20 protein-coding genes and 1 other RNA gene are annotated in these 17,221 nt (G+C 32.7%); 7 read left to right on the top strand and 14 right to left on the bottom strand.

Annotation, left to right across the window (positions count from 1 at the left end):
• Positions 1-46: 46 nt before the first annotated feature.
• An RNA gene (gene rnpB / locus C1A40_RS15090) (RNase P RNA component class A) lies at positions 47-384 on the bottom strand.
• Positions 385-486: 102 nt separating this feature from the next.
• On the opposite strand from rnpB, the gene dnaX reads away from it, so the two are divergent.
• Positions 487-2,214, top strand: coding sequence for a DNA polymerase III subunit gamma/tau (gene dnaX / locus C1A40_RS15085; RefSeq protein ID WP_102996621.1), 1,728 nt, complete (start codon positions 487-489; stop codon positions 2,212-2,214).
• Positions 2,215-2,234: 20 nt separating this feature from the next.
• Entirely contained in the window at positions 2,235-2,816 is a 582-nt protein-coding gene (locus C1A40_RS15080) for a MiaE family protein (protein WP_102996620.1), read from the top strand.
• Here C1A40_RS15080 and C1A40_RS15075 read toward each other — a convergent pair.
• The 8 genes from C1A40_RS15075 to C1A40_RS15040 all read right to left on the bottom strand — a co-directional run bounded on the left by C1A40_RS15075 (position 2,813) and on the right by C1A40_RS15040 (position 9,427).
• Complete coding sequence (locus C1A40_RS15075; protein WP_102996619.1) at positions 2,813-3,340, bottom strand: porin family protein; 528 nt, start codon at positions 3,338-3,340, stop codon at positions 2,813-2,815. The genes C1A40_RS15080 and C1A40_RS15075 overlap by 4 nt on opposite strands.
• Positions 3,341-3,369: 29 nt before the next feature.
• Entirely contained in the window at positions 3,370-3,741 is a 372-nt protein-coding gene (locus tag C1A40_RS15070) for a glycosyltransferase (RefSeq protein WP_158651384.1), read from the bottom strand.
• Between the two features lie 25 nt (positions 3,742-3,766).
• Positions 3,767-4,960: an IS256 family transposase gene (locus C1A40_RS15065; protein ID WP_102996617.1), complete on the bottom strand. Its 1,194-nt coding sequence runs from the start codon at positions 4,958-4,960 to the stop codon at positions 3,767-3,769.
• Positions 4,961-5,053: 93 nt separating this feature from the next.
• Positions 5,054-5,419, bottom strand: a complete 366-nt coding sequence (locus C1A40_RS15060) for a glycosyltransferase family protein (RefSeq protein WP_158651383.1) — start codon at positions 5,417-5,419, stop codon at positions 5,054-5,056.
• A gap of 89 nt (positions 5,420-5,508) precedes the next feature.
• Positions 5,509-5,730: a hypothetical protein gene (locus C1A40_RS15055; protein ID WP_102996615.1), complete on the bottom strand. Its 222-nt coding sequence runs from the start codon at positions 5,728-5,730 to the stop codon at positions 5,509-5,511.
• A 99-nt stretch (positions 5,731-5,829) separates the two neighbouring features.
• Positions 5,830-6,735 (bottom strand): Ppx/GppA phosphatase family protein, encoded by a 906-nt coding sequence (locus tag C1A40_RS15050; protein WP_102996614.1) that lies wholly within the window; start codon positions 6,733-6,735, stop codon positions 5,830-5,832.
• Between the two features lies 1 nt (position 6,736).
• Entirely contained in the window at positions 6,737-8,803 is a 2,067-nt protein-coding gene (gene ppk1 / locus C1A40_RS15045; RefSeq protein ID WP_102996613.1) for a polyphosphate kinase 1, read from the bottom strand.
• Positions 8,804-8,941: 138 nt separating this feature from the next.
• Positions 8,942-9,427 (bottom strand): SixA phosphatase family protein, encoded by a 486-nt coding sequence (locus C1A40_RS15040; RefSeq protein ID WP_102996612.1) that lies wholly within the window; start codon positions 9,425-9,427, stop codon positions 8,942-8,944.
• 441 nt (positions 9,428-9,868) lie between these two features.
• Here C1A40_RS15040 and C1A40_RS18230 point away from each other — a divergent pair, with 441 nt between their 5' ends.
• Positions 9,869-10,081, top strand: a complete 213-nt coding sequence (locus tag C1A40_RS18230; RefSeq protein ID WP_158651382.1) for a hypothetical protein — start codon at positions 9,869-9,871, stop codon at positions 10,079-10,081.
• A gap of 299 nt (positions 10,082-10,380) precedes the next feature.
• Here C1A40_RS18230 and C1A40_RS15030 read toward each other — a convergent pair whose 3' ends face one another.
• Positions 10,381-10,860, bottom strand: a complete 480-nt coding sequence (locus tag C1A40_RS15030; protein ID WP_067148328.1) for an Lrp/AsnC family transcriptional regulator — start codon at positions 10,858-10,860, stop codon at positions 10,381-10,383.
• Positions 10,861-10,930: 70 nt separating this feature from the next.
• On the bottom strand, positions 10,931-12,076 hold the full coding sequence (locus C1A40_RS15025) for a M14 family zinc carboxypeptidase (protein WP_102996610.1): 1,146 nt from the start codon (positions 12,074-12,076) through the stop codon (positions 10,931-10,933).
• Between the two features lie 290 nt (positions 12,077-12,366).
• Between C1A40_RS15025 and C1A40_RS15020 the strand changes: the two genes are divergently transcribed.
• Positions 12,367-12,768, top strand: a complete 402-nt coding sequence (locus tag C1A40_RS15020) for a helix-turn-helix domain-containing protein (RefSeq protein WP_102996609.1) — start codon at positions 12,367-12,369, stop codon at positions 12,766-12,768.
• A 35-nt stretch (positions 12,769-12,803) separates the two neighbouring features.
• Positions 12,804-13,172, top strand: coding sequence for a DNA topoisomerase IV (locus C1A40_RS15015; protein ID WP_102996608.1), 369 nt, complete (start codon positions 12,804-12,806; stop codon positions 13,170-13,172).
• 2 nt (positions 13,173-13,174) lie between these two features.
• Here the strand turns inward: C1A40_RS15015 and C1A40_RS15010 are convergent, their stop codons facing one another.
• Positions 13,175-13,675 carry a hydrolase gene (locus tag C1A40_RS15010; RefSeq protein WP_068604039.1) on the bottom strand — a complete coding sequence of 167 codons (501 nt, stop codon included), beginning with the start codon at positions 13,673-13,675 and terminating at the stop codon, positions 13,175-13,177.
• A 9-nt stretch (positions 13,676-13,684) separates the two neighbouring features.
• Positions 13,685-14,446, bottom strand: a complete 762-nt coding sequence (locus C1A40_RS15005) for an MBL fold metallo-hydrolase (protein ID WP_102996607.1) — start codon at positions 14,444-14,446, stop codon at positions 13,685-13,687.
• 92 nt (positions 14,447-14,538) lie between these two features.
• Here C1A40_RS15005 and C1A40_RS15000 point away from each other — a divergent pair, with 92 nt between their 5' ends.
• On the top strand, positions 14,539-16,002 hold the full coding sequence (locus tag C1A40_RS15000; RefSeq protein WP_102996606.1) for a nicotinate-nucleotide adenylyltransferase: 1,464 nt from the start codon (positions 14,539-14,541) through the stop codon (positions 16,000-16,002).
• A gap of 54 nt (positions 16,003-16,056) precedes the next feature.
• Here the strand turns inward: C1A40_RS15000 and bcp are convergent, their stop codons facing one another.
• Entirely contained in the window at positions 16,057-16,509 is a 453-nt protein-coding gene (gene bcp, locus C1A40_RS14995) for a thioredoxin-dependent thiol peroxidase (RefSeq protein WP_102996605.1), read from the bottom strand.
• Between the two features lie 35 nt (positions 16,510-16,544).
• Between bcp and C1A40_RS14990 the strand changes: the two genes are divergently transcribed.
• Positions 16,545-17,204: an endonuclease III domain-containing protein gene (locus tag C1A40_RS14990; protein ID WP_102996604.1), complete on the top strand. Its 660-nt coding sequence runs from the start codon at positions 16,545-16,547 to the stop codon at positions 17,202-17,204.
• The last annotated feature ends 17 nt before the right edge of the window (positions 17,205-17,221 follow it).

The raw sequence follows: 17,221 nt of genomic DNA, 5'->3' as shown, positions 1-17,221 counted from the left end.
TTAAATGATAAACCCTTCTTTAATAAATCAAAGAAGGGTTTATTTATATTAAAGTAAATCTATAAGCCGAATCCTGTATGATTTTAATTTAAAATTAAACCAAAACCACCCTTATCATTTATCTGAATGTATAGTTACCTATACACTTTAGCTGCCTACCCTCTAGCATCAGACGTGCAGCCTTCAAGCGCTAGTTTACATGACATTGCACCACATAGAGTTTACCCGGTTTCACTACAGCATTACCTGTACATACTTTCTGTTGCACTTTTCCTAATCTCACGACTGGTGGCCATTAACCACTATATTGCACTATGGTGTTCGGACTTTCCTCCCTTAGTACTAAAACAAGTATAGTAAAAGAGCGATAAGGTGATTTACTTGCCAGCAAAAGTACGTAAATTGTTAATAACTCCTATTAAATTTTAGCTTCTGAATTCAGATTTAAGCGTTGAATTTTTACCTTTGTTCTTCTAATATTTTTCAATGGAACATTTTATTGTATCGGCTCGAAAATATAGACCACAAACCTTCAAGGACGTTGTTGGTCAGCAAGCCATTACTAATACTTTACTAAATGCCATTGAAAACAATCATTTAGCCCAAGCCCTTTTATTTACAGGTCCTCGTGGAGTTGGTAAAACAACTTGCGCTCGTATTCTGGCTAAAATGATTAATAGTGATGGTGAAGTAACCGCCGACGAAGATTTTGCTTTTAATGTATTTGAATTAGATGCCGCTTCAAACAACTCTGTTGATGATATTAGAAGCTTAACAGATCAAGTTCGTATTCCGCCACAAGTTGGAAAGTATAAAGTTTATATTATTGATGAGGTACACATGTTATCTCAAGCAGCTTTTAATGCCTTTCTTAAAACTTTAGAAGAACCGCCAAAGCATTGCATATTCATTTTAGCAACTACAGAAAAACATAAAATCATTCCAACCATTTTATCGCGTTGTCAGATTTTTGACTTTAAGCGTATTACTGTAAAGGATGCTAAAGAATATTTAAAATATATTGCTGAAGAACAAGGTATAACAGCCGAAGATGATGCTTTACATATAATCGCTCAAAAAGCCGATGGTGCCATGCGTGATGCCCTTTCTATTTTTGATAGGGTTGTTAGTTTCTCTGGGAAAAACTTAACCAGACAAGCCGTTACCGAAAACTTAAATGTTTTAGATTACGAAACGTATTTTTTAAGCACCGATTTAATTCTAGAGAATAAAATTCCAGATTTACTCATTCAGTTTAATAATACCTTATCAAAAGGTTTTGATGGGCATCATTACATTGCTGGTTTAGCCTCACATTTTAGAGATTTACTGGTTAGTAAAAATAAAGAAACCATAGAGCTTCTTGAGGTTGGCGACCAAACTAAAGCCAAGTATTTAGAACAAGCTAAAAAAGCTTCGCAAGATTTTTTAATGCAAGGCATTAATCTCGCCAATGAATGTGACCTAAAATATAAAACCAGTAAAAACCAGCGACTTCTGGTCGAATTATGCCTCATGCAGCTTGCCTCTATCACTTTTGATGGAGAAAAAAAAAATGGTAAACATTACATAATTCCTGCTTCATATTTTAAAAATAAGGGCATTTCTCCTATAGCGGTTCAAATTCCTGTAAAGCAAGAACAGACTTCGGAAAATCAAGAAAAACCTATTAGTACAACACCAAGTACTACAAACAAAGCTGTTGAACGCTTTCAAGAAAAAAAACCACCAACCATTGTTTTAAAAAAAGAAACCAAACGTACATCTGGACTATCACTTAGCAGTATACGAGCTAAAAAAGAGCACCAAATCAAACAGATGGAAGTGGTCGTAGATGAGGAAAACCTGCCTACTGAACCCTTTACCGAAAGTGAGTTTTTAAAAGTTTGGAATGAATATATCAATTTCTTAAGAAAGGAAGGGAAACATAATTTAGCTTCTATTTTGGCTATTGACACGCCTAAACTTAACGGAACAACAGCGCATTTAGAATTCCCTAATGCCACGAATAAGGTAGAAGTTGAACGTCAGCAATATGATCTATTGCTTTACATAAGAAAGACCTTAAGTAATTATGATATTGCTTTAGAAATTACCATAAATGAAGTTAAGGAAAAACAGTACGCCTACACTACGGTTGAAAAATTTGAAAAACTTAAGGAAAAAAACCCAAGTATCGATCTTTTAAGAAGAACTTTCGACTTAGGTCTTTAATATCATTAAAAAATAAAATTATGCTGGGATTAAAACTACCAACAGACCCAAGATGGGTAAATATTGTAGAAAAGAATATTGAAGAAATTTTAACCGATCATGCTTTCTGCGAACAAAAAGCTACCAGTACCGCCATATCTTTAATAGTTAGTTTCCCAGAATACACCGATTTGGTACAAGAAATGACCGCCTTGGTTAAAGAAGAAATTAGTCATTTTAAAATGGTACATGACAAAATTATTGAACGCGGTTGGGTATTGGGCAGAGATAGACGTGATGAATACGTGATTCAACTTTTAAAGTTTTTCCCAAAAGGCGGTAGCAGAACCACACAACTTGTACACCGTTTATTATATGCCGCTTTAATAGAAGCAAGAAGCTGTGAACGTTTTAGATTACTTTCGGAGGAATTGGAAGACCAAGAGCTTGCAACTTTCTATAGAAATTTAATGGTAAGTGAAGCAAATCATTACACCATGTTTTTAGGCTTTGCAAGAAAATATGGTGATAAAACTGAAGTAGATGCCAAATGGCAAAAGCTTCTAGAATATGAGGCTGAAATCATGAGAGACTTAGGAACCTCTGAAACCATTCATGGTTAAAATTTATATCCAACGCCTATTTGTAAAGTTCTATTTTTAGCGCTTAAACCAGAATCATCATCAAAAACATTTCTTAGTCCGTTGGTGTGGCGTATATCAGCGAAAAGCGCTTGATTTATACGGTGTTCTATTCCTAAAATGGATGAAAAACCAAAATTTTTAGCCAAATCATCAACTTTGTGCACTTTTATGCCAATTTGCGGACCGAAATTGAAATGGATTTTCTTGACCAATTTAACACTTAATAAAACAGGCATTTGAATATAATCAAATTGCAAATCGTCTGCTTTTGAACCTTCATAAGAAAATTGAAGCTCAGGAATAAGAGAAATGGTTTTAGTTAAACTAACATCGGCCAAAAAACCGATATAAAAACCATTTCGATGTTTATTTTCTTCAGGAATATCTGAAGAAAAGTCTAAGCTTGAAATATTCATACCAGCACGAACACCGTACTTTACGTTTTGCGCTATACCTTTTAAGGACAAAAACATGATCATGACAAATAAGTAGAACTGTTTCATAATTAGAGATTTTGGGATTAATTACTTTATTAATTTTCGACTAAAGCTTCGAACATTTTTTTCCATTTAGGAAATATAACTTCTGGTGATAGTCTTAATATATTTTTTCGCGCAGCAGCGCCCATTTGTTTTCTAGACTCAGGATTTTCAATAAGTTTAATTAACGATTGTGCAAAGGAAGTTGTATCATTAACATTTACGAGATAGCCATCTTCGCCATCCTTAAGTTCTTTTACACCACACGGACAATTAAATGCCACTGCGGACCACATGCCATGGTTTCTATAAGAACCTTCAAACCTTGAAGAAAGCGCATAAATAGAAGATTCTAAATACACATCCATGATGCTTGTAACAGGAGAGTTTATCCAAAATTTTGTGTTTTTGAAAAATAATTTCAAAATTCATAGGTTAAAATAATATAGATTATAACCTGTTTGGAAAACAAATATACAATTGATTGTAAATTTGGCCCCATTTAAATCGTGTTTTCTTCCATTTTTTGCTGATGCTTTGAGCTGCTAAATATATGGATTTCAGTGCTGCATCATCATGAGGAAAGACTTTTTTGTTGCGTGTATATTTTCTTAAACTGGCATTAAAACTCTCAATGATATTGGTAGTATATATAAGTTTTCTAATCTCTTTTGGGTAGTTTAAAAACGAGGTCAAATTATCCCAATTGTTTTCCCAAGACTGTACGGCAGAGAGGTATTTATCTTCCCAATTTTGTTTAAAGACTTCGAAAGCCTCTAAAGCGAATTTCTCATTATCGGCTTGATAAATAGCTTTAATATCGACCATTATTGATTTACGGTCCTTATAGCTCACATATTTTAAAGAGTTTCTAATTTGATGTACGATACATATTTGACGTATACTACCTGGAAAAATAGCTTCTACAGCTTTATCTAATCCAGAGAGGTTATCCGAACACAGAAAGAAGATATCTTTTACGCCTCTAGAGCGCAGATCGTCTAAAATGGACATCCAAGCAGCTGCCTTTTCTGTCTCCACAATACTCATGTTCAAAATATCTTGTTGCCCTTCGGTATTCACCCCTAAAACTATCATACAGGCTTTAGATATTACCTTGCCTTCTTGACGTATTTTATAATGAATAGCATCTATCCAGACAATGGGATATACGTCTTCTAAAGGTCTATTCTGCCATTGTTTGATGTCTTCCAATAATTGATTGGTGATAATGGATACCTGTGATGTGGAATACTGCACTCCATAGGTACTTTCAATAAAATCAATAATATCGCTATTGCTCATACCTTTGGCGTAAAGCAGTTGAATACAATCTTCTAATTCTTGACTAATCGATTGATGTTTGGGGACAATAACAGGCTCAAAGCTCGCTTGACGATCTCTGGGGATTTTGATGCGTTGTTCGCCGTTATGAGTCTTGATAGTTTTCTCTGAGAAACCATTGCGCTGGTTGTTCTCAATTACAGAACCTCCTTTTTGAAACCCTAAGTGGGCAGTCATTTCTGCTTTTAAAAGTGATTCAATACCACGTTTAAGCAACTGTTCCTTGACCTGGTCAAAGTCCTCCTTGTTGCTGATTTTGCCGATCAAGGCGTCTAATTGTTTTTCTAAGTCTGAGTTCATAAAATAAAAATTTAAAAGTAAATTTTTTGCCTATGAATTTCAAAATCATTTTTAAACTAACTAACAGCAAAAACACAAAATAGTTTACAGTCCCTAAATATCAAGAACCCAATCTTTATGAACTTTAACTACTTCGGCCCAGCTTTTAATTAGGTCATCCAAACCTTTTTGATGGGTATGTCGTCCAACAGCCAACTCCCTTTTATTCTCTAAGGCTGCAACTTGATCCCGATAAAAAATAAGAGGATTACTAATAATTTCAATATGTTTTAAATACCTCCACTCTTCAACATGATCATCTGAAAGCAAAACGACTTTATCATACGCTTGCCCTCCTTTGTCTAACAAAGCTTTTTTAGCTCTATTTATAAATTTTGTTTTAAATGATTGGGTGTTTTGTGTGTAGTTTACACTTTTAGAATTATGGCGCTCATACACATATTTGAACTTTTTATTCAAAAAATTGGGTAAATAAAGCCCTGAAATGTTATCAATGACCACAATAACAACATCGGGGTTTTCATCTTCTAGTATTGAATTAACTTGATTTATTTTTGAAAAACCATCCAGAAGAGACGTTTTCCTTTAGGAAGATCAATTTTCTTTACAGCATGGTTTATGTCAAAAAAAGGCTTGCTATCTACTTCATCTAAAGCTACAACCACAATGTTATAACCATAATTTCTTATAAAATAATCGGTTTTAATAGCAATAATGCGCTCCTGACCTGTCGTACCATGAAGTTGATTAACAATATAAAGTAATTTCATCCTTTAGTAGTATTAAGCGATAGTTGGGGTATCGAAAAACTTATAAAGACGAATATATATTATAATCCTTTACAACAATACAAGGTGAAGTGCAAAATTTTACTGTGTATTACTAGAAACTGTATCGTAGTAAATACTTTTTATCACACCATCTGCCAATCCTATTTTTGGAACATAAATATTTTTAGCACCACTCCATTTCATGGCAGACAAATAAATACGCATGGCAGGAATGATAACATCGGCACGGTCTTGATTTAAATCTAATTCTGTAATACGTTCTTCGTAAGAGTAATTTTGAAGCGTGTTATAATATGAACTCATATAGAAGTAACTAAGCGGTTTACCCATCGCTTTTCCAGAAATTTTGAAAATTTTATTAATATTCCCTCCCGAACCAATAACCGAAATTTTATCAAATTCTAAAGCATTTGAGACAATCCACTCACGAAGTTCTTGCCAAGCTTCATTTTTAACCATATCATTTAGTAATCTTACAGTTCCTATTTTAAAAGAACGGGATGCTATGGATTTACCTTGATCTATAACTGTAAATTCGGTACTACCACCACCTACATCCACATACAAATAGGTTTTATTAGGATCGATGTATTTATTTAAATCGGTTGCAGCTATAATAGCTGCTTCCTCTTCACCTTCAATAACATCAATTTTAATACCCGATTGTTCTAAAACCAAATCTACTATTTGATTTCCATTTGAAGACTCACGCATGGCTGAAGTTGCACAAGCCTTGTATTTTACGACTTTATGAGACTTCATCAATAATTTAAAAGCGAGCATAGTATCTAAAATACGCTGGGTATTTTCTTTAGAAATTTTACCCTTCACAAAAACATCTGCACCTAAACGAATAGGAACCCTAACTAAAGAGTTCTTCTTGAATTGCACAGGACGCCCTTTTTGTTCAATAATATTTGAAATAAGCAGGCGAACTGCGTTAGAGCCAATGTCTATAGCAGCATATTTTTTAATTGAAAGCATATTAATCCTTTAATTTTTTAAGGTAATAATCATAAATAGCGTATTGAGAACGGATTTTCTCATTATCATTAACACGGTAATTATTTTCTTGAGAATCGCTTAATACTCTAGCCTTTACATTGTCCTTCCAACAAATATTAAATGTATCTATAATTTCCTGTTTAATTTCTTTATCATAAATAGGACAACTTACTTCTACTCTATTTTCAATATTTCTTGTCATCCAATCGGCTGAGGAGATGTATAATTTTGGATTCCCATTATTTCCGAATATATAAATTCTAGAATGCTCTAAAAATTTATCTACAACACTTATTACTTCAATGTTTTCACTCATTCCAGGAACGCCAGGAATTAAACAACACAATCCGCGCACAATCATTTGTATTTTAACCCCTGCTCTGCTCGCTTCATAAAGTTTATCGACCATATCATAGCTAGAAATACTATTCATTTTGAGTCTAATAAGACCTTCTTTTCCTAAACTAACATTTTCAATTTCATTATCAATAAGTTTAAAAACTTCCCTTTTTGTATAATGAGGCGAAACAATTAAATGTTTGTATTTATTAATTTTATAGTTGGTTTCAAAAAAGCCAAAGATTTTATCGACATCTTTTAATATTTTTTGATTGGCGGTAAAGAGTGTGTAATCGGTATAAATTTTAGCCGTAGATTCATTAAAATTCCCGGTACTTATAAAACCATAACGGTGGAATTTCTTCCCTTCTTCTCGCTCAATAACACACATTTTACTATGAACTTTAAGTCCAGTAACTCCAAAGATAAGATGAACACCAACTTCTTCCATTTGTTTCGCATAATTGATATTCGCTTGCTCATCAAATCTTGCACGCAACTCTATAGAGACGGTCACTGTTTTTCCATTTATAGCGGCATTAATTAAAGAGCTAGCGATATGAGAAATTTCTGCTAATCGGTAAATGGTGATTTTTATAGTTTTAACCTTCGGATCTAAAGCGGCTTCTCTTAAAAACTTAACTACATATGAAAACGTTTGGTAAGGGGCATGTAATAAATAGTCCTTTTTAGCAATAGCTTCAAAAATACTAGTTTGTAGACTTAAACCTTTAATGGGTAAGGCTTCAATTTTATCGTATAATAAATCGGTTCTCCCTAAACTTGGGAACCCCATATAATCTCTTCTGTTATGATAACGCCCTCCAGGAATAACACTATCGGTTTCATCAATACCCATTTTAGACATTAAAAACTCTAAGGTATCTTTATCTATGGTTTTGTCGTATACAAATCTTACCGGCTCACCGACTTCACGATGTTTTACACTATCTGAAATTTTATCAATAAAACTCTTACTCAAATCACTTTCAAAATCCAATTCACCATCGCGAGTAATCTTAATCATATGGGCCGAGATACTCTTATAGTCGAAAATATTAAAAATATCGCTTAAACAATGACGTAATAAATCGTCTACCGCAATAATAAAGAACTTTTCCCCTTGTTTTGGTAACACCACAAAACGGTTAACAGATTTAGGGATTTCAATTAAAGCAAATTGTTTCGTATCATCTGGCATTAACATTTTTACAGCCAAATAGGCGCCGCTATCTTTTAAGTTTGGAAGCACGACCTCATCATTAAGAATAATAGTTACCAATGCTGGACTCACTTCTTTTAAAAAATATTCTTTGATAAAATCGCGCTGAGCATCATCAATTTGCGCTTCATTAATGATATGGATATTTTCCTTTTTAAGTTTTTTAACGATATCATATAAAATATCTAAACTTTCACTCTGTTGGTCAATTACAATTTGTGTAATAATTTCGAGTAACTCTTTAGCTCGAATACCTCCAAGTTCATTTTTAGCTCCCTTTCCGGCTTCAACAATTCGTTTTACCGTAGCGTAACGCACCTTAAAAAACTCATCTAAATTATTAGAAAATATACCTAAAAACCTTAACCTTTCAATTAAAGGAACGGTTTCATCTTCTGCTTCCTGTAAAACTCTGGCATTAAATTGTAACCAACTTATCTCTCTATTTATATAACTATTATGTACTGGGGATTCTAATTTAGTCATTAAAGGTATTTTTTAATAATCATAACAAATATATCGTATTTAGCTTGAATAATGTTAACAAATACGTTTGGTTATTGACAAAAAAACCATAGAATTAATAATAATTTAAGATTAGATATTACTTATTTGGAACCTGAATTATTTCAAATGTCTCGGAAACAAAATTTGAACCGTTTTACCTTTTTCGATTTCATTCCAGTGCTTTACATCAAATTCAATTTTAACGAAACCAGAAGTAGGTACATTTTCAATAATTTGATTACCATGGGTATTTACAAAATCTGTGATGGCATGATTATGCCCAAAAATCATAAGGTTATTAATGTGATTATTACAAGATTTTATATAGTCCATTAAATTGTAACCTGCAAAATCATACAAGTCATAATGGTAGCTGATAATCGAATCGTCTATTTCGAGATTTTTAATAAAGATTTCTGCCGTGTTTTTGGCACGATAAGCATCACTTGAAGCGAGTTTGTCTACAACAAAGTTGTCCTTTGCTAATTGTTTTGAAACCAATTCAGCATCTTCCAAGCCTCTTGTATTCAAAGGGCGTTCATGGTCTATAACATCAAATTCCCACGAAGATTTGGCATGCCTAACTAAAATTAAATTTTTCATAATAGTTTATAAATTTCAAAGATTTCTGCATCTTCTTGTTTTAGAAAATTCATACAATCTGTAGCTCAAATCAAATAAAACATCATTAAATGACGAGAATTTATTAAGTAAATTATCCTAGCACGATAAATTAACAAATTCTATCGATTAAGATCTCATTATGAATTCTTAATCGAATATTTAAGTGATTTAACATTTTTTTTGAACTTAAAGAGGCATATAACTTCATTTGTTACACCTACAACAATAAAGTTATGCTCTCAAATCCAACCAAAAAACACCTATTCTACATTGTTTTACAATGTCTTCCCTCATTTTTTAGAAATAACATAAAATTACTCTTTTACTTTAAAAGGCTAAATCACGCTTCAATTTATTTTGAACACTTGCCATGATCTGTAACGCCTGATAAACTTATATAATCACTTTATCAAATGCAATATGAGAAATAATTACCATTGTATTTTAATTCAATACATAAAAAACAGGTTACTTCTAGTTGTTGTAGCTATGTTTCCTTTGTTATCTTTTGGACAATTGGGTTCGCAATCGCCCTCCATACGTACAGGTGATACTTTCGATTGGTCCGACACCCAGTCTAATAATAGCGATGCCGCAACCATTCAAAAAGTAACCGTTAACGGCACAGAGTAAAATACTTTTGCAGCAAGAAAGCTTGGTCTGAAATATGTTTACACACTTTATGGGATAGTGTCCAGGAATTAAAGCACTTAATTCCTTCTTAAAAGTCTTAACCAAGGACACCCTCTTCCCTGCTGAAGTATTTAATATATTCTTAGATAAATTTGGTGTAAATTTTACAATACAACCAAATGTACATGAATTTAAATTACGCAGGTATTAGATTAAACGAGTGACCAATTACTCTATTAAAAACATAAAAAAAGCCCTTTAAAAGGGCTTTTAGTGATTATAATCGATATAAATATTAATTACATTTCATTAAAAATAGAATGCATCAATCGTTTTTTATCGTTGATACTTTCTTCAAGCGAAATCATAGTTTCTGTTCTATAAACACCTTCAATATCATCTAATAAAAAGATAACTTCTTTGGCATGTTCGGTACTTCTTGCTCTAATTTTACAGAAAATATTAAATTTTCCGGTTGTAATATGAGCTACAGTTACATAAGCAATTTCATTTATACGTTCTAAAACAAATTTTGTTTGAGAAGTATTGTTAAGATAAACCCCTACATAAGCTATAAAAGAATAACCTAATTTTTTATAGTCCAGCATTAATGACGAACCTTTAATAATTCCTGATTCTTCCATCTTTTTAACACGCACATGTACTGTTCCAGCTGAAATTAATAGTTTTTTAGCAATGTCTGTAAATGGAATTCTTGTGTTATCTATTAACATGTCAAGAATTTGGTGATCTATTTCGTCTAATTTTATTTTACCCATAATTAACTATTCTTAAATATAAAGCAAAATTAATACATTTTCTTTAAAGATAAAGCATAAAAGATGTGATTTATTTCGTATTCAATAAGATTTTTTCATTATCTATTCTTACTAAAACGTTTTCGCTATCCATTTCCAATGCATTCCCTTGCGCATTAAACACCTCATTTCCATGAGCTTCAATTTCTTTATGACCAAAAATTCCTTCAAGCTGTTCTATTTTAACTATTTTTGGAATAAATTTTAAATTTTCACCGATTAACCTTTCTTCAAATTGAATTCCAACATCTACAACCTCCCCTTTTACTGTTGCATTTCTAATAATGATATCTAAAAACAGTTTTTCATTTTCAGGAATATTTAAATAAGGCTCATAAGCCGATCCATCAACAGAATTTTTAGCGATATAGTCTAAAGACGTTAAATAGGACATATAAATAAGCTCACGCGTCTTCTCTCTTTGATAATCTTCGTGGAAATGCCCCGCTTCAAACAATATGGTTGGTACATTTTCACTCTGAAACGTATCGCCTACACAGTTAATGTTAAAAGCATCATCGTAAACCCCTACTTGATCAGGAATTTCTTGCTGTAACATCGCATTCATAACAGCAATAACCTCCATAGATACCTTTCTATTAGGCGTTATTGTACAATTCTTGTCCTGTGCAGGGGATAAAAATGATACCGTTGCCGATTTATTCACCTTCCCAGCACTAAAAATAGTACGCTGTCCATGTAAATTATAACAAAAGTGAGGCTTAAAGTCATTAAATATAACTCTTAAAACTTGACTCTCTGGTTGGGTCAAATTTTGAGCGTCTCTATTTAAATCTACTTCATTTGCATTAATTCGTGTATAAGCCTTGGCACCATCGGGATTTAAAATTGGAATTATATAAAGTGTACAAGCCTTTAAAAGGTGGTTTAAGTCCGATTCATCTTTTAATAAAGTGTTTAATAGATCAAACAATGCTTTTGTAGTTGTCGATTCATTACCGTGCATCTGTGACCATAATAAGACACGTTTTTTACCATGTCCAGTTTTTACACCATAAATAGGTCTGTCTTGTACAGAGCGACCAATAACTTTTACGCTTGCTGTTTCTGGTAAATTATTTAATAAGGGCTCTATGTCTTTATTAGTAATATAACGACCATAAAGCGCAGTTTCTTTATTATTTAAAAAGAGTGATTTAATAGCTTGAATATTCATGTTGATTATTTAGGTTACAAATGTAAACAAAAACAATATTACATTTGTAAACACAAGAAAAGGTCATTTAGTTTACATCGATAAACCATTTTTAGTACTTAATTTACAGCGACACTTAGAATATTAAACAGATTTATACCTAAAATTATAAAATCCTGTTTTTCAGTATATTAAAACAACTTAATTAAAGTGCTAATTATATTAAAATGTGAGATTTTCGATAGATATAGTGCAAGATTAAACTGAATTAGTTACATTTGTAACAAGTTTATTTTGCTAAACAATTCACAATGGTAAACAACAAGGATTTCATTAAACGACTACAAAAAGTCATGGATTTTTATGGAGAATCAGCTTCTGCTTTCGCTGAAAAAATAGATGTACAGCGCTCTAGTATTTCGCACATCCTTTCAGGAAGAAATAAACCAAGCTTAGATTTTGTTCTTAAAATTTTATCCTCCTATCCTGAGGTAAATTTGTATTGGCTATTAAATGGCAAAGGAGAATTTCCTTCAAGCGAAAAAGAGACTCCGGAAACCAAACCGTCTCCTAAAGACCAAAACCCTCAAACAAATTTTAATTTTGACGAAATTGAAACAAAAACAACAAGCAGTAATTCTGTAGAAGAAAAAACTATAGATCGTATTGTTATATTTTATTCTGACGGAACTTTTAAAAATTACATGAATTAAGGCTTTTCTTTACTAATTTTGCCTAAAATTATTTTATGCGATTCTTACCTCTTTTACTATTGTTTGTTTTATGTAGCTGTTATGAGAAAGCTAGAGATTGCCAATCTTTTCAAACAGGCGAATTTTATAGTGAAGCTACTATTAACGGAGAAGTATTTAAGTCTACTTTTTATAGGAATAAAGATATTCAAGTTGAAACCTATGACAGCAAAGTTGATTCGTCAAAATTACGTTGGGTTAACGATTGTGAAGTGGTTTTTAAAACCATAAACCCAAAGAATATGGCCGAGCGTAAAGATATTCACCTTAAAATATTAACAACTACCGATTCTTCGTACACCTATGAATATTCATATGTAGGTGAAACCAAAAAGCAAAAAGGAACGGCTTATAAAGTGAAATAGATTTAGTTTAAAGGATACAGGAAATGTTCTACAAGGTTAAATTTTAATTCTTTATCTTCTGTAATTTCATAAGTTAAGAACAATTCTCCCCAAAATTCACCATCTGAAAAATCTGCAATAATCCATTTGTGGTTAAGAAGCTTAATGGTGTTTAACATCAGTTTTCTTCCTTCACTAGAAGCATAAGGTATTAACGGATGTTCACCACGAACCTCGTTTAATTTATAAAGCTCATCTTTAATAAACGGAATAAGTTCATCAACTTTATAACCCTCATTTTCAAAATAGGTTATGGCGTCTTCGTTTTTATCAAGGTTAAAATGTGAAGCTTCCATAATGTCATTTTGTAAAACAGCTACAGAATCTTTATATTTTTTTAATTCAGTTCTACTCGTAACTAGCTTTTTGTCAATATCCTTAAATATATTTTTAGCGTTAACATACTGAAACAAAACCAATAAGCTGGTAAATATGAACAGGTACATGAAAATTTTTTGCTTCATTCTATAATTTTAAATTAAAATTTCTAATTCGTCATAAGCCAAGAATACGTTATCCGGCAATGATTTTTCAACTTCATCATGAAATCCCAACAAATGACTAATATGGGTTAAATATGCTTTTTCTGGATTCACTTTTTCAATAAAAGCCAAGGCTTCTTCTAAATTGAAATGTGAATGGTGTGGCTGTATCCGCAAGGCATTAACAACTAAAACCTTCACACCTTTTAGCTTTTCTATTTCTTTATCTGATACCGATTTCATATCAGTTAAATATGCAAAATCATTGAATCGATATCCGAATACCTGCAAAGTAGCATGAAGTCCTTTTATAGGAATTACCACGTCTTCATTTAATTTAAATGATTTGTTTTTTATACGGTTTACATGAAGTGATGGTGCTCCTGGATATTTGTTTTTAGTAGAAAAAATATAATCAAATCGCTTCTTTAATGCTTTTAAAACCCGCTTATGTGCATAAATGGAAATGTCACCTTGTTTAAAATAAAAAGGTCGAATATCATCTAGGCCTAACACATGATCTGAATGCTCGTGGGTAAAAAGAATAGCATCTATTTTAGAACACCCAGAACGTAACATTTGATATCTAAAATCTGGACCACAATCAATTACGTAATGAAATCCGTTCCATTCAATTAAAACTGAAACACGCAAACGTTTATCTTTCGGATTTGAACTTTTACAAACCGGGTGATCACTCCCAATAATTGGGATACCTTGAGAAGTACCAGTACCAAGAAACGTTATTTTCAAAATTTGATAAATTTTAGCCAAAAATAAGGTTATTTTTTTGTTTGCTACACATATTTGATACCTTTGTGAGACACGATACAACTTGTTTTTATATGGAAATTACCATTAAAGGAGATAAAGAGTTTGATGACATTCCTTCATTAAAATCTAAAGCACTTCGCATTAATTTAAACGAAAATATTTACGGTACTTTTGCCGAAATTGGAGCCGGACAAGAAACTTGTCGCCATTTTTTTAGAGCTGGAGGCGCCTCTGGCACCATTGCAAAAGCTATGTCTGCTTACGACAAAGACTTTAGTGATGCTATTTATGGTGCTGAAGACGACGGTCGTTATGTAACCGAAGCTCGTTTACGCAAAATGCTGGCTCATGAGATGAGCTTGATGGAAAATAGACTTACTCGGGAAAAAAATCCGAATAAAATATTTTTCACTTATGCCAATACGGTGGCTACAATTGACTTCGCAAAGCAATTTAAGGGTCATGGTTGGGTTGGAATTAAATACCAAGTTGAAGCTGGAGCTGAATACAACGAAATTATTTTACACCTCCGCTTTAAAGAAACAGACGCCAGGTTACAACAAGAAACTTTAGGAATCCTAGGTACAAACCTAATTTATGGCGCCTTTTATAAGTATAATGAACCAAAAAAATTACTGCGCTATCTTTATGATCATTTAGATAAAGACCGTTTAGAAATTGATACCATAAACTTTTCTGGACCAGTTTTTAGTAATGTTGATAATCGATTGATGAGTTTACAACTGGTTAAAAATGGCATGACCGATGCTGTTATGTTTGGACCAGATGGCACTAATGTTTTACCTGCCAAAGTGTTTTACAAGAAAAACATTTTAGCGCTTCGTGGTAGCTTTAGACCGGTGACTAAAGTGAATATGGCTATGTACGAGAAATCGTACGAAATGTTTATAAAAGAGAATAAAGTCGATGTTAATAAAACGGTTGTTGTTTTTGAAATCACCTTATCAAACTTACGTGCTGAAGGTGAAATTGATGAGCAAGATTTTATTGATCGCGCTGACCTGCTATGCTCTATAGGACAATCGGTTATGATATCTAACTTCCAAGAATACTTTAAGGTTGTTGAATACTTTTCTAACTACACAAAAGCTAGAATGGGATTGGCTATGGGGGTAAATAACCTCATTGATATTTTTGATGAAAAATATTACCGACACATTAGTGGAGGTATCTTAGAAGCTTTTGGTAAACTATTTTTTAAAGATCTAAAAGTATACTTATACCCTATGCTTGACCCGGATACAGGAGAGTTAATCACAAGCGAAAACCTAAAAGTTTACCCTAGAATGAAAGAGTTGTATAAATTCTTCAAATACAACGGAAAAGTTATTGATATTACAGATTACGACCCAAAAATCATGAATATTTTCTCTCGTGAAATACTACAAATGATTTCAAGCGGAGACCGTGGTTGGGAAGATATGGTTCCTGAAGGCACCGCCGAATTAATCAAAGACTATCGTTTGTTTGGCTACACCAGAAAACCATTAACTTTAAACAGAAAAAGAAAATAGAAAACTTAAATATTAAAAAAAGCCTGTAAAATCTTTATTTTACAGGCTTTTTTTCTATTCTAAAATTTGCGCCGCGTGATCTTTAGTTTTCACTTTATCGATAACGCGCTCTACAACACCTTGCTCATCTATTAAAAAGGTTTTTCTATGAATCCCATCATATTCTCTCCCCATAAACTTTTTAGGCCCCCATACGCCGAACGCATTTATAACGGTTTTATCCTCATCAGCTAACAACGGGAATGGGAAATTGTATTTCTTTTTAAAGTTAGTTTGTCTTTTTTCAGAATCTGCACTAACACCCAACAATTCATAACCTTGAGCCTGTAAAGTTTCGTAATTATCTCTTAAATTACAAGCCTCATTAGTACAGCCTGGCGTACTTGCTTTGGGATAAAAAAACACGATTAGTTTTTTTCCTTTATAGTCACTTAGCGAAATTTCACGCCCTTGCTCGTCTTTTGATGTGAAATCTGGTACCGTATCACCTTGCTTTAATGTTTTCATAGTCTTAACTTTGATTTTTAACAAAAATACGATTTATGACGAAACAAGAAAAGGTTGAATTTGTTATAAAAACCTTAAGCGAGCTTTATCCTGAAATACCAATTCCACTAGACCATAAAGATCCTTATACCCTATTAATAGCCGTATTAATGTCGGCGCAAAGTACCGATGTGCGTGTCAACCAAATTACACCTTTGCTATTTGAAAGAGCTGACAACCCGTACGATATGGTTAAACTTTCTGTTGAAGAAATTAGAGAAATTATTAAGCCAGTAGGCCTTTCTCCTATGAAAAGTAAAGGTATTTTTGGTTTATCTCATATTCTTATCGACAAACACAACGGTGAAGTACCTAATGACATGGAGGCTCTTGAAGCACTTCCTGCTGTTGGCCACAAAACAGCAAGTGTTGTCATTTCACAGGCTTTTGGTGTTCCTGCATTCCCTGTAGACACACATATTCACCGACTCATGTATCGCTGGAATTTAAGCAATGGTAAAAATGTGACACAAACTGAAAAAGACGCCAAAAGATTATTTCCTAAAGAATTATGGAACGACTTACATCTACAAATCATTTGGTATGGAAGAGAATACTCTCCTGCTCGAGGCTGGAACTTAAACAAAGATATTATTACAAAAACTATAGGGAGACAATCTGTTATAAAGGATTATTTAAAACAAAAAAAGTCCTGATTTTAAATCAGGACTTT

The sequence above is a fragment of the Tamlana carrageenivorans genome, from assembly GCF_002893765.1.
In the GTDB taxonomy this organism is placed as follows: Bacteria; Bacteroidota; Bacteroidia; order Flavobacteriales; family Flavobacteriaceae; genus Pseudotamlana; species Pseudotamlana carrageenivorans.
This window is presented reverse-complemented; position numbering and strand designations above follow the sequence as displayed.

Coding starts and splice junctions, on each gene's coding strand:
- dnaX (WP_102996621.1), top strand. CDS start 487: ATGGAACATTTTATTGTATCGGCTCGAAAATATAGACCACAAACCTTC.
- C1A40_RS15010 (WP_068604039.1), bottom strand. CDS start 13,675: ATGAAGCAAAAAATTTTCATGTACCTGTTCATATTTACCAGCTTATTG.
- C1A40_RS15020 (WP_102996609.1), top strand. CDS start 12,367: ATGGTAAACAACAAGGATTTCATTAAACGACTACAAAAAGTCATGGAT.
- C1A40_RS15015 (WP_102996608.1), top strand. CDS start 12,804: ATGCGATTCTTACCTCTTTTACTATTGTTTGTTTTATGTAGCTGTTAT.
- C1A40_RS15050 (WP_102996614.1), bottom strand. CDS start 6,735: ATGCTTTCAATTAAAAAATATGCTGCTATAGACATTGGCTCTAACGCA.
- C1A40_RS15040 (WP_102996612.1), bottom strand. CDS start 9,427: ATGAAAAATTTAATTTTAGTTAGGCATGCCAAATCTTCGTGGGAATTT.
- C1A40_RS14990 (WP_102996604.1), top strand. CDS start 16,545: ATGACGAAACAAGAAAAGGTTGAATTTGTTATAAAAACCTTAAGCGAG.
- C1A40_RS15080 (WP_102996620.1), top strand. CDS start 2,235: ATGCTGGGATTAAAACTACCAACAGACCCAAGATGGGTAAATATTGTA.
- C1A40_RS15075 (WP_102996619.1), bottom strand. CDS start 3,340: ATGAAACAGTTCTACTTATTTGTCATGATCATGTTTTTGTCCTTAAAA.
- C1A40_RS15055 (WP_102996615.1), bottom strand. CDS start 5,730: ATGAAATTACTTTATATTGTTAATCAACTTCATGGTACGACAGGTCAG.
- C1A40_RS15000 (WP_102996606.1), top strand. CDS start 14,539: ATGGAAATTACCATTAAAGGAGATAAAGAGTTTGATGACATTCCTTCA.
- C1A40_RS15025 (WP_102996610.1), bottom strand. CDS start 12,076: ATGAATATTCAAGCTATTAAATCACTCTTTTTAAATAATAAAGAAACT.
- C1A40_RS15030 (WP_067148328.1), bottom strand. CDS start 10,860: ATGGGTAAAATAAAATTAGACGAAATAGATCACCAAATTCTTGACATG.
- bcp (WP_102996605.1), bottom strand. CDS start 16,509: ATGAAAACATTAAAGCAAGGTGATACGGTACCAGATTTCACATCAAAA.
- ppk1 (WP_102996613.1), bottom strand. CDS start 8,803: ATGACTAAATTAGAATCCCCAGTACATAATAGTTATATAAATAGAGAG.
- C1A40_RS18230 (WP_158651382.1), top strand. CDS start 9,869: ATGAGAAATAATTACCATTGTATTTTAATTCAATACATAAAAAACAGG.
- C1A40_RS15065 (WP_102996617.1), bottom strand. CDS start 4,960: ATGAACTCAGACTTAGAAAAACAATTAGACGCCTTGATCGGCAAAATC.